This is a genomic window from Paenibacillus sp. PL91, assembly GCF_012935325.2.
Lineage (GTDB): Bacteria > Bacillota > Bacilli > Paenibacillales > Paenibacillaceae > Pristimantibacillus.
This window is the reverse complement of the sequence record NZ_JABBYG020000004.1, coordinates 148,197-161,179: the sequence shown is the minus strand read 5'-3', so window position 1 is coordinate 161,179 and position 12,983 is coordinate 148,197. Positions and strand designations below refer to the sequence as shown.

The 12,983-nt window shown below is 46.8% G+C and carries 8 protein-coding genes; all 8 read right to left on the bottom strand.

Annotated features, from left to right (window positions below; translation table 11 throughout):
- Positions 1 to 8 precede the first annotated feature (8 nt).
- The 8 genes from HI950_RS12050 to HI950_RS12015 all read right to left on the bottom strand — a co-directional run bounded on the left by HI950_RS12050 (position 9) and on the right by HI950_RS12015 (position 12,981).
- Complete coding sequence (locus HI950_RS12050; protein ID WP_169082503.1) at positions 9 to 3,905, bottom strand: carbohydrate-binding protein; 3,897 nt, start codon at positions 3,903 to 3,905, stop codon at positions 9 to 11.
- 259 nt (positions 3,906 to 4,164) lie between these two features.
- Positions 4,165 to 5,145: a BtrH N-terminal domain-containing protein gene (locus tag HI950_RS12045; protein ID WP_169082504.1), complete on the bottom strand. Its 981-nt coding sequence runs from the start codon at positions 5,143 to 5,145 to the stop codon at positions 4,165 to 4,167.
- Complete coding sequence (locus tag HI950_RS12040; RefSeq protein WP_169082505.1) at positions 5,142 to 5,699, bottom strand: helix-turn-helix transcriptional regulator; 558 nt, start codon at positions 5,697 to 5,699, stop codon at positions 5,142 to 5,144. Before HI950_RS12040 ends, HI950_RS12045 begins: the two co-directional genes overlap by 4 nt.
- A 300-nt stretch (positions 5,700 to 5,999) precedes the next feature.
- Entirely contained in the window at positions 6,000 to 6,890 is an 891-nt protein-coding gene (locus HI950_RS12035; protein ID WP_169082506.1) for a carbohydrate ABC transporter permease, read from the bottom strand.
- Between the two features lie 20 nt (positions 6,891 to 6,910).
- A complete protein-coding gene (locus tag HI950_RS12030; protein WP_169082507.1) occupies positions 6,911 to 7,801 on the bottom strand; it encodes an ABC transporter permease in 891 nt (296 codons plus the stop codon).
- A gap of 68 nt (positions 7,802 to 7,869) precedes the next feature.
- Entirely contained in the window at positions 7,870 to 9,579 is a 1,710-nt protein-coding gene (locus HI950_RS12025; RefSeq protein ID WP_169082508.1) for an extracellular solute-binding protein, read from the bottom strand.
- A gap of 158 nt (positions 9,580 to 9,737) precedes the next feature.
- Positions 9,738 to 11,165 (bottom strand): response regulator, encoded by a 1,428-nt coding sequence (locus HI950_RS12020; RefSeq protein ID WP_169082509.1) that lies wholly within the window; start codon positions 11,163 to 11,165, stop codon positions 9,738 to 9,740.
- Complete coding sequence (locus HI950_RS12015; RefSeq protein ID WP_317618341.1) at positions 11,140 to 12,981, bottom strand: sensor histidine kinase; 1,842 nt, start codon at positions 12,979 to 12,981, stop codon at positions 11,140 to 11,142. Before HI950_RS12015 ends, HI950_RS12020 begins: the two co-directional genes overlap by 26 nt.
- Positions 12,982 to 12,983 lie beyond the last annotated feature (2 nt).

Sequence of the window (12,983 nt, the reverse complement as noted above, 5' to 3'; positions counted from 1 at the left end):
CACCGGCTTCAATTTTGGTCATCATGTTCTTTCATCACCACGCTGTTAGGTTTTACCGTAAAGTTATCGATAAGACTTTCCGCAAAGAAGCTTCTAACCCCCACCTTGCCGTGCGTATATGCCGTGCTGCTCCGATCGGTATAGTCTATCAACGGCTGATTCATGTCACCGACATAAATCTTAATATTTGCACCGCTAACCACGACCTTCATATGCTGCCAGGTGTCGACAGTATCGCTCAGGGCCGATCCGGCCAAGTACTCAACGTTATAATTAAACTTGGCTAAGTGAACACCGTCCGCAGTTAAATACGCTGAGTAGCCTTGCAGGAATTCCGCGTTGTTTTGACCCCAATCATTCCCGGTCGCAGCATTATTTACGCGCATCAAGATGCCGCTATTCGCTGGACCCGAAGTACCGCGGGCTAGTTGGATATCCGCCTCAATCGTATAGTCCGACCATCCACCGTCACCAATGACCGATTTCGCAAATCCTCCCGCTTCGGATTTATACATGCCTTGCTTGGGATCGGCCGGATCGTTATGGAATCTGAAGCTGTAGAAATCGAACTCCCCTTCTACAATTTCAACTTTAATGGTGTGATCGCCTTCGGGAAGGGTTATTCCCTCTTTAGTCAAGGTAGACCACGCATCGAAACCGCCGGTATTCGGAATCTCCATTATTCCGGTGAGATCTATTGAATCGTTAAGCCATAGCCGCGCTTTGCCGCCCTCCAGGGCGGTCGCTACCTTTAGATCAAGCTTATATGTGCCCGCTTCGTCTACATGCACGTTATACTTCAACCATTCCCCGGTCTGATTCCAACCGGTCGTGAATCCGCCCTCGGGATGCGTTCGAATATCGACAGCATCATCGCGGTACTCACTTCCGATATTCACTGGAGTGAGGTCATGATAGCCGTCTCCTTCTCCCCCTGTCTTATATTCTGCAGCATATACGCTTCCCGTAACGGACTTGGGCTTATCAAACGCAAAGAAGGTAAGCTTCGAGAAATCATATTCGCCTTCCACGATCTCAACCTTGATCGTATGCTTGCCTTGAGGAAGTATGATGTCGCCAAGCCGGACATCATTCCAGGTGTCCCATCCGCCGGTATTCGGAATCTCGACAATGCCCGTCAAGTCGGTCATGTCATCAAGCCATAATCGGATTTTACCGCCATCAAGCGCCGTCGCAATCCGGGCGCCCACATTATAGGTACCCGTTGCAGCAACATCTACGTTATATTTCAACCATTCACCGGTCTGGTTCCATCCGACATGCCAGCCACCTTCCGGATTGTCGCGAATATCAACGGCATCCGCACGATACTTGCCTCCAATATTCTCCTGCGTATTGTCATGATACCCGGCCTCCGCACCGCCAGTGTTGTAATGCACAGCCTCGATTATTCCGGGCAGCGGCTTATAGATATCGAATGACGTGAACTTCAATCGCGCAAAATCAAATTCTCCCTTTACCGTTTCCAGCTTGAGCGTGTGTTTGCCCTCGGGCAGGAAAAAGCGCTGCGCCGATGCAGTTTGCCAGACGTTCCAATCCCCTGATCTAGGTATATCGATAATACCGGTCAGGTCTGTCTCTTCATCCAACCATAGCCGAGCCTGAGCTCCTATGAATGTCGTTGCTGCGGAAAGCTCGAAATTGTAGAAGCCTGCTTCTTTGACATCGACGTTATACTTCAACCATTCACCTGTCTGATTCCAACCGACATTGATTCCATTGAAGGAGTTGGTACGAATATCGACGGCATCCCCGCGAAGTGCCCCGCCGATATTTTCCGCTGTTGCATCATGGTAGGCAACGCCTTCCCCGCCGGTATTATAATATGGCGCTTCGACAATACCCGGGATCGGTTTGTAGGCGTCAAAGCTGCTTGGCTCATCCGTCTTGATCTTCCAGCTCTGATCGAATTTTTGCCACCCTGTATCGTTTCCATCATTGAAGTCATCGAAAATGGACTTTGTTTCAGCAGATCGTTGAAACTTCAGTGCAGAGTAATTAAATTCACCTTTATCCGCCTTTAATTTGAGTATGTGCTGTCCTTTCGGAAGCTTAAGCCCTTTAATATGGAGATTGCCCCATTGGTCGGCGCCTCCTGTTGACGGCACTTGCACGTTTTTCATTAAATCAGAATCGTCAAGCGCAAGCTTTAACCGGGCATTGCCGGCAGCCGCCGCATACCTGATAACCAGGTCGAAGGTGCCGGCCTCCGTAACATTTACGTTATAGCGCAGCGAATCACCGGTTCCATCTAATTTCACGTAATAGCCGCCCTCTGGATTTGGGATGATATCCTCTCTGCGATGCTGATCCTGTTTATTTTTCTTATCCGATTCATTTCTCCGATCATCTGAATCTTTCTCGTCCGTGTTGTAGTGAACAGCCTGGATCTCCCCGGGAATCGGCTTGGATGCTAGGTTGGCACTGCTGCCATCAACCTCATTGCTAAATGCGACATAGCCAAAGTCCGCCCGTGCATCGGTTGTCGTGTAGCCAACCTTACCGCTGCCGAGTCGATCAATCGTTCGAGTCTGCTTCAGCATGCCATCTACATAGATTCGGTAGTCGGACCCGCCCTTTTCCACCCGGATCTCATGCCACTTCGTAAGATCATAGTCCTCCGGCAGCAGAGAAGTTTCCCAGCCTTTATCCCTCCCATTAACGCGGAAGAACGTCTCCAACCGGCCATGATTTCGGCTTAATACCGCAATGCCATAATTATCCTTATCTTTATAGGAGAACACGGCGCCAATCAGCGGGTTAGCGCTCATTCCTTGTTCGACTTGTTTCATGTGAAATTCAGCCGTATATTGATGCTCCGTTTCTTCCTTCGATGTAATCAGATATGGACGCAACGGATCTCCCAAGCTATCCTGGTATAAGGACTCTGCATTTCGAATCCCCCAGTTGCCGCCGTTGGCAGCCCTCCACTCCTCGCCTAGAGCCGCCCTTTGAAAACGGTCGCTGAAATCCGGCATCTCTGGATCCGTCTGCCCCGATGTCGTAGGACCAAGAACACTCATTTTATCACCGTTCCATACGATCCGGTCGAGGTTCATATTCCGTCCCGGACTGGCATGGTTATGATAGACCATATAATCGGAATCAAGATCGGGACCGCGCACAATGCTGTTATGCCCGAGTCCGACATGGTTTCCTTCCGTATTGATTAGGATCGGATTTTGTGAGGAGGCCGGTGTAAAGCCAGTCATCGGACTTACACCGCTGCTATAATTCACTCTGTAGCCTTTGCTCCAGATATGGTTTCCTGTGTAGGTCATAAAGTATTTTCCATTACGCTTCACTACCGTAGGACCTTCCGTCCAACCATTCATTTCCGCACCCGTATCGGCCAAGGCCCCGAACGTATAAGGATCAGACATCGGACGCACATCGATACGCCCCGCACCCGTACTATAGAAGTACCATTTCCCGTCATCGTCGATGAATACGTGGCCATCGATCCCCATGCCCTTGTTTTCCGTCTGGACGGTGAACGGGCCAAGCGGGCTCTCGCTTTTTAATACATAATGGCCTCGACCGGCAGGTGAGGTGTACATGTAAAATTGCCCATTCCAATAGATGACTTCCGGAGCGTATGCCGCTTTTGTTACCAGCTCCGTTGTCACCAGACCGCGGTATTCCCAATGAACCAAATCTGCGGAAGACCAGGCCTTCACGCCGGCTTTATCGTCCACCGTACTCGTATAAAGATAATAAATACCATTGAATTTCAGAATGTACGGGTCACCCTCCCCGTAGAAGTCCCCGTTGTCCCAATGCCAGGATTCCGGCATCTGGATAGGATTTGTATAAGCGAAGCCTCCCGCAGGAAAGGTTAGCGTCAAAGCGGCAACAAGCAAAAGGCTTAACCATTTCTTCATTACAAGTCATCTCCTTTTATTAGATCGACATGAAATAAACTACAACAACCTGGCTGCTCCTTTCTCAACCATATGTAAGCGCTTTAAAAATTATAAATAATATTAATATATATTTATATACTTTATTTAATATAAAATAAGCCCGCGATTTACGCGGACTGTTTTACTAAGCAATGGCGGACTCACCGATTTATCATTTATTCGATAATTTTAGGCATGCCCCAGTCACTTCCACATGCGCCCCGCAACGAAATATGCTTTAAAGCTCCAATAAAAGTTCCATCGCTTCTTTTTCTTTTCGAGCGATATGCAGCAATAATTCGGAAGCTTGTTTTAGATCGTCCATATTTCCTGTTCTTCCCGCTTTGTCTATACAAGTTGAAACTTCATGCCATAGCAAAGCAATTTCCTTGAATGATAAGTAGGCTCGCTCTATTTTTGAATCGTCGCATATTTCCATGCTTTCCTTGAGAAAGTCTCTGTAAAAATTACGAAAAAACGCTCCACCAGTCCCCCCTTTTTCCATGAGTAATGCTGTCAAACATAAATCATGGGCCATATTCTGGCTTCGGGAAGGCCACTTGAGTATTTCGGCGCTCATTTTTTCGATCCCTTTTATTCCAATATTGCGGATCGGCGGATTCAAATAATGATAGGCGTTGCTTGAAATAGACGCTCGAATGACGGGAGCCAGCAGGGGGAGTTCATTTATTTTTTCGATAGTGTAGGAGAGATTTTTAGAACTCATGGATCCCTTTTCATTTCTAGCAAGTGCCAATGTCTCCAAGCGTGTTTTGACTACGCCACCCTGCTGGGTTGTATCGGTCAAATAAGCGTATTCGTCATCGTATCCGTACATGGAGACATAATGTGCTGCAAAATGAATTTTGTTAGTAAAATAATCCAAGTGATAGCAATCTAATTTTAGGCCTATGGGAACACCGCAATCAATTTTCACTTTGATATTGCTCCATGCTTTCTTAACAGAGGCGGTTTCCTGCATCGTGAGGGTCAGGTTTAAACGGGACGCAATGCGGGCTGTCAATTCATCCGGTTTAGTCCTGCCTCCGATAAACGGAAAATCCATCCCTTTCATATCCCAGTAGATAAACCCCAAACCTTCTCCGATCCCGAACAAAATCGGTTCAGACAAATGAATGCCTGCATGTGAAAGGAGGTTGCCCATGGCCGTCGTCTCACAATGCTCTCCCGCGAACGGAATAAAATCTTCTATGATCATCGAGTCGCTCCTCCTTCCAACTTGCTTATCAACTGAGCGATAAATTGCAGTTCTGTTTCAATGAGATTTAAAGGGTGGAAAAACAAAGCCCAAACGTGCAGCGGCAACTGCTCTCCTCCTTGAACTTCATATTTCTCCCTGATATTCAGTGACGCTTCTCGCAAAAATTCATACCGTTTCTTTAACGCTTCCACAGCCTCCTCTTTTTGAATTAAAGGTAAGGCTGCAATTCCGAGATCGAAGCGGTTGTCTCTTTCCCGTGTGGAGGATAAACAATCGATGATTTCAGTGCGCAGCACTTGTTTTCCGATTTCCGTTATCGTAAATTTGACTGGCAACGGACCTTTACCTAATTTATCGGTTGGGGTGTCTGATTGAATCAAGCGCTTCTCATTCAGCTTCTGCAAGCCGGCGTAGATGGAAGTAGTGCCAATTTTAGCCCATTCCCTAAAACCTCTTTGCTCTATCAGCTTATTAATTTCATACCCAGACGTTTGTTTAGACTCCGCGATGATTTGTAGCAACACCAATTCCACGCTGGAAAGCTGTTTCACAAGCACCATCCTTTCAATCCCACAGTTATATTTCACCACTATAATATAACAGTAGTGTAATAAAAGGTGAAGCAAGATCTTTTATTGAGTAATTTCGGTATGGCAAAGAGAGAGTATGCCCACACCTAAATAAAAAAAGAAGCAGCCATGTGTACATGCTGCCGGTGTTAATTAACCACGCATTACAGTTTGTTTTGCATTAATAAAAGACTGATGATTGCGTCCGCAAATTGCGGAAACAGACCATCAGCCTTCTATAATATATAGCAGCATATGGCTGTGTCCCAGCTCTGCTATCAGCTATTCTTTAACGGAGCCTAACGTAATTCCATGAATGAAAAACCGCTGCAGAAACGGATACACAACTAAAACTGGAAGCATGGCGATAAATATTTTAGCAGCATCCAATGTCCGGTTAGACAGCTCAGACATTCGTTTATATTGATCCTCCGTCATCGTAGACGGATCGACGGAAACGACAAGCTGCTGAATATACGTTTGCAGCGGATAATACTCCTCGCGTGTCATGAAGATCAGCCCGTACAAAAATTCATTCCAGTGATAAACAATGCTGAACAAGGTCACGGTTGCTAGAACAGGCACAGCGAGCGGAATATAAATTTTAATTAGCGCATCCCACGGCCCTGCTCCGTCTACGAGCGCCGCTTCATCCATTTCTTTTGGGAGATTCCGATAAAAGTTAACGGTCAGAATGACATTAAACACGATGGTGTGGGCACCGCCGACAAGAACCATCGACCATAAGCTGTTAAGCATTCCCAGCTCTTTGATCGTTAAATATAGCGGTATGAGCCCGCCATTAAATAGCATAGTGAATATAAGCGTCCACATAAGCACATTACGCCCCTTGAATTGCTGCACGCTTCTGGAGAGCGGATAAGCCATCATGGCCACCACAACTAAATTCAAGCCGGCCCCAAGAAAAACGCGTTTCGCCGAAATCCAGAAGGAGTTGAAAAATTGACTATCTTGTAAAATTTGCTTGTACGCATTGAAATTAAAATCAATCGGCCACAGCCATACTTTGCCCGCCGCAGCTGCCGTATTTGAGCTTAGTGAAAGCGCAAGCGTATACCATAATGGCAAAATACAGGTGAGAGTAATAAGAGCCAAAATGATGATCAATAAAATATCGAAAGCTTTTGAACGGATTGTTGTATCGCGAACCATCCCGTCACCTCCTGTGCTCGTTAGAATATGCGGTAGTTGATGAACTTGTAAGCCAAGTAGTAGGACACGGAAATTAAGATGAAGCCGACCAAAGATTTTAGTAAACCGACAGCTGTTGCCAGCTCATATTGCAAATTCAGCAAGCCCGTCCGGTACACCCAGGTATCAATGATATCCCCCGTCGAGTAAACAAGCGGGTTATATAGATTGAATACTTGATCAAAGCCGGCATTCAGCACATTTCCTAAGCTAAGAACGGTCAAAAGCACTGCGGTAGTCCGAATGCCTGGCAGCGTAATATGCCACAAGCTGCGGAACCGCGAGGCGCCGTCTATGCCTGCCGCTTCATACAATGCAGGACTGATACCTGTTAACGCAGCCAAATAAATAATGGTATTGAAGCCAAACTCCTTCCATACATCGCTGCCTACTACCAGATAAGGAAACAAGCTCGCATTGGCAAAAAAGATGACCGGCTCCATGCCAAACAGACCAGCAATTTGATTGATAGGTCCTTTGTAAGAAAATAAATCAAGGACAATCCCGCCGAGAATAACCCATGACAAAAAATGCGGCAAATATACGATCGTTTGAACCCATCGTTTCATAATCATTAGACGCAGCTCGTTGAGCATCAACGCAAACATAAGCGGCACAATGAGATTCGCAATTATTTTCATGACGGCAATGTATAGCGTATTAACAAACACATCCCGTGTATCATTAAGCGCGAACATATATCTAAAGTGCTCAAGGCCAATAATTTCTGATCCGAAAATCCCTTTTCCCGGATTGAACTGCTGGAATGCAATGATAATGCCAAACATGGGAATGATGCTGAAAATCAGTAGCCAAAGATAGCCTGGCAACAGCATGAGGTAATAATGCTTAGCAAACCCTTTCGTTTTCATGCTATCTCTCCCTTCGATAATTTCAAGCGGCAAGGCACCGACATTGCGTCGGCGCCGCCATTTTTAAACTACGGGTTAACGATATCCGTTACTTCCATTGTAATTTGATCTCCGCCTTGCTTCTTCCAGTCAGCCACAAAGGTATCAAAGGTATCTACGGAAGCAACCCCCATCACGATTTTCAAGAACATTTCATCTTCCATCTTCTTCAGGTTCACCCATCGGCTCTCCATCAATGGCGTTTGCTCGTAAATTAAACTCGGAACATCCTCCATGCTCGTATCGACAAGCGGAGTACCGCCTACCATTATCGAGTAAGCCCGTGTCCAAATGCCCATATCCGCGCTTGGATTCCATGTTTCAATGCCCATTTGATCGTAAGGCTCGTTCTTTACTTTCTTAATATCTCTCAAATCGGATGCAAGCAGCTTGTAGCTTACGTCGGCTGCGTAATCCTCAGGTTTTTTTGTGCCAGCCAGCACCTCGCGTATCGCTTTAACTGTATATTCCGTTTCGTCAGAAGGCGCGTATACTAGGCGGAGCGGATAAAAGCCAGGCCCGCCTTTGCTTGGATCAAAGGTCGCTTCCGCTTCATTTTTGAATAGATTGTTCAACATTTTCATAGGTGCTTCGGGATGCTCATAACCCTTGCGGACGACAACAAAATCACTGGAAGGCGTACCGATATGCGGTCTGAACTTGCCGTCCTTGTTCAGCGGCAGCGCATAGGACTGCCAGTTTGCTTTCGGATCGTTCTGGACGGCATCGGATACCGGCCCGTAACCCATCCACCATGGTGCAAAGAACATGCCGGACTTGCCGCTTACAACCGGCTCTTTCGACTCCTTGCGCACGGCCATTTCCGGATCGATAAGACCTGCTGCGTACATTTCGCGCAGCTTAACAAGCGCCTCTTTTGTTTCCGGTAGAGTAGAGCCATATGCAGGCTTGCCGTCAGCTCCATTAACCCAAAAGCCCGGGTACGCGTCGAAGGCGGAGAAAATAGCGTCAAAGCCGTACAAATTATTTTTCGATTCCAGGAAGTTCGCATACATCTTGCCGTCGCCGCTCTGCGGACCGGAAATACCGATGGTATCTGCCTTGCCGTTCCCATCCGGATCCTGCTCGACGAAGGCTTTTGCAACCTTCTCCAAATCCTCTATGGTTTTTGGAGGCTCAAGGCCCAGCTTATCCAGCCAATCTTGACGAATCCACATCGTATGGATGCCGTCTGCTTTCAGCTGGACACCCGGGATGGCCATAATTTTCCCGTCAAACGTAACCGTTTTCAGCGCGGCGCCGCCTGTGCCTTCAATAATTTCCTTAATCGTAGGGGACGCATAGTTTTTGTATACGTCTGTCAAATCAGCCAATTGATCAGCCTCAACCATTTGCCGCAGTTCGATTGGTCCTACAACCATCGCGTCCGGCAGGTCGTTACTGGCAATAGCCAAACTAATTTTTTGGGGCATGTTAGCACCTGATGCCGTAAAGGTGTGCTCCACCTCTATATTCAGGTTTTCCTTGATGTTGCGCGTGTATTGATTGTCTAGAGGCGTATCTCCAGCAGGCAAGCTTTTGTCCGTGGGATCAATCTCCATGCCGATACTGATTTTAATCGGTTCTGCGTATTTGCCAAACGGGTCCTGAGGAGCTTCCGCATTGCTCGGCGCATTCGTCCCTGTATTTTGGGGGGAATTGTTTGCATTGCTGCAAGCGCTGATCACAAGCAGCATAATCATAAGCAGTAGCACTTTGCCTTGGTTTTTTTTGTTCATCTTGCACCCCTTCTTTCGCGTTGATGTTTTTCTTACTCTTACAATAGCATAATGAGACCGTTCTCATGGTTAGAGTACGGTCTCATAATAAGGTGGGGCAATGCTTTCATTTTCGCGGCATAAACCACGATTTTGCGGGCTATCGGACATTTGTCTCCCTAAGTTTTGGACGATTGTTCACCTTCGCGGCGAAGCTGCCGAAACTCGCTTGGAAGCAGTCCAGTATGCTTGCGAAAAATCCGGCTGAAATACTTCTCATCTGCGTAGCCCGTATGCTCGGCGATCCAAAAGATCGTCTTATTGGTCTTCGTCAAATACTCCTTCGCCTTGTCCACGCGAAGCTGTCTGACATAATCATTGAAGGTTGCGCCCATAATGTCCCGAAAGCATTGGCTGAAATAGCTCCGGCTCATGTTAACCTGCTGGCAAATGTTTATCACATTCAGTCGTTCAGCAAGCCCGGAATGAATGAGCTGAACGGCCTTTACGATACAATCCTGTACTTCCGTCGAATAAAGAGGTCTGCCTAATGCCTCGAGCAGGAGCTGACGTGTCTTCCTAAGCCAAGCTTCAATCTGTACCCAAGCGTCTGCTAATATCGGTGGTTCGAGACTGCTTGAGGCTGCCGGCTGATATATCCGGTTCCACTCTACGATCCACTGGTTTAATTCACTCACAAGCTGGCCAGTAGGCATTTGCAGCTCATACAATTGCCCGACAAGCTGCTCATACAGCGCTGGCTTGTGAACCCATTCCAAAGACAAGCCTTTCTCCCGCACGGATAAAAGGGCTTCTTTGTCCACCTCAGGCGGCAGCTCCTTTATGTGATGTACGGACAATGAATAAACCTTGATATCCTCTCGATAGTCATAAAAGAAACCGTAGGCAGTATAAGCGATAAGCAGTCTTTCTACTTTTGGGATGGCCAGTCCCTCCAAGCCGCTCAGCTCTAGAAGGCATAGCTCCGAACGCTCCGCCGCCTCGGCTAATTCCTTTCCGACTACAGCATTATCCTGTTCATTAACCGGTAGCCACAATCTTAAATGGGGCATAATTTCGCGTTCTAGCACTTGACTGACCGGAATCGGTACGATTGGCCGTTGCCGCTCGTTGTCCTCGGACGCGACTGCAATCATCGCATACCCTGTATCCAAACGCAGCGCTTCATTGCCTCGCTCTTTCTCCTGTGCCTCCAGCTTCGCCTGCTCCTCGGCCATACGTCCGCAAATCCGCCCCAGCACCTCCTCGAAGTTCTCCTCCTCGAGCTGAACCTTGGCAATATAGTCAATCGCCCCAAGGCGCAAGGCCTCCTGTATATATTCAAAATCTTGATGAAGGGTTAAGACGACGATAAAAATATGCGGATACTTCTTGCGTACGATTCTCATCAATTCAAGCCCGGACATGATCGGCATCGCCAAATCGGTCAGCAGCAAATCGACCTCTGCAGTTGCAAGAAATTCAAGCGCCTTCTCGCCATTTTTGGCTTCACCAATAACATGCAAATCAAAATCATGCCATGGCATTGCAGAAATCAGCCCTTTTCTAACCAGTTTATCGTCATCCACGACCAACACGTTCATCATTTTGGCTCGCCTCCCTGAAAGGTAATGTAAGGCGTATGGTGGTGCCTTTAGAAATTTCGCTTACAATGTCCAGCTTCGCATGGCCCTCATAATAGGACTCAAGCATCCGTTTGACATAGCTCATACCGATGCCCATACCGACCTTCTCCTGCGGATTTTTCTGCTCACTCATCAGCTCTTCGATCTTCTCTTGCGTAATCCCCGCTCCGTTATCTTGTATTGTAATCTCGATATGATCTTTCTGCTTCACGTCTACCTGAATGTAGCCCTCGTCATCCAGACCATGGTACAGTGAATTTTCCACAAGCGGCTGCAAAATAAAGCGGGGCACCGCTGCATCGAGTACATCGTCCTCTACTTCAATCCGCACGTCGAAAGCAAAGTCATAACGGATTTGCTGCAAAATGAGGTACTGCCTGAGCGAATCGATTTCTTCTCTTATTGTAGATTTTTGGCCTAGTTTGCCTAGGTTATAGTGAAGCAGCTTATTCAAGGACAGCACCAAGCGGTCAATTTCCTTCTGACCGTTCATTACGGCCAGCCAATGGGCCGTATCCAGCGTATTCATAAGAAAATGAGGATTTATCTGGTAAAGCAGCTTCTCCACCTCGAGATCAGCTCTTCGTTTCTCCTTCTGCTCGACCTCATGAAACAAATTCGCAATTTGATTCTTCATATTATGGAACTGCTTAAGTAGATAGTTGAATTCAGGGATAGTGGTGCGAGCCTCTGGAGATTGAATGCGTGTGCTGATCACTTTTTTCATCTCCATATTAAACTGGTTCAAGGGCTTATAAACCATCTTCCAAAGCAGCCAAGCGAGAAGGAGACCAATACTCGTAAATATGGCAAACAAATAGATCATCTGCATGATCCAGCGGTTTTTCTCCTGGTTATAATCCTCTTTCGGAATAAGCGATACAACGCTCCATCCCTGATTGCTTGTGCCCTTAAACCAATAATAGCCGTTCATCAGACCGGAATCTCTGTCAACCGCTTGATCAGACGGTTTACCGTCCGGAGAAAAATAGCCGTTCTGGGGAAAGATGCTGCCAGCCTCGCTGTAGGCGATTCGCCCATCGTTATCGAGAATGAGATGAAACGAGTTTTTGCCGATTCGATCGCTCTCAAGAATACTTTGAGTCAGTTTAAAGCCTGATTCAATATATACGTAAATACCTTCACGGCCAGGCACATTGACCCGCCGCAGCGCGGAGAGCACGAATTCATTATTATACAAGCTGTTGCTAATATGCGGGCCGTAATAGGTGATGCCGTAATAGGAGGCAAGCATAGGCAGCTTGCTTAATGAGAAATCCTCTCTTATCGCATTGTTTTGAAACATGTAGCTATAGCTCTCTTCATTCTTAAAATAGTACATCACTAGATTTGTGGATGGATTCGTGAACGTAATCAGATTTAACTCCGTTTGAATATCCTCAATTAAGACGGCTTTCTGGTATTGCTGGGTAGCGGATAAATACTGCTCCAGCATCATACCTACGCTTCCCGGATAGGCCAATTGCTGCGATACATGATTCAAATTGCTAATGGTCGTCTCCAATGATAATTGGACCTGATGCAAATTGCTTTGAACACCGGAATTTAAATTTTTGCTCAAAATTAAGGTGATTGCATGATTAGAGACGAGCGCGGTACAAAGGAACGGGATGATCGTGCTTGCAGCGAAAATTAGAATGATTCTCTTTTTTAAGGTTAATCTCTCAAACGTTATAATTCCGAACTTTGCTATAAAACGCTTCATCCGATCGACACCCTTGTCTTCGATTTGAGGATAAATGTGTACTTTCCACATCG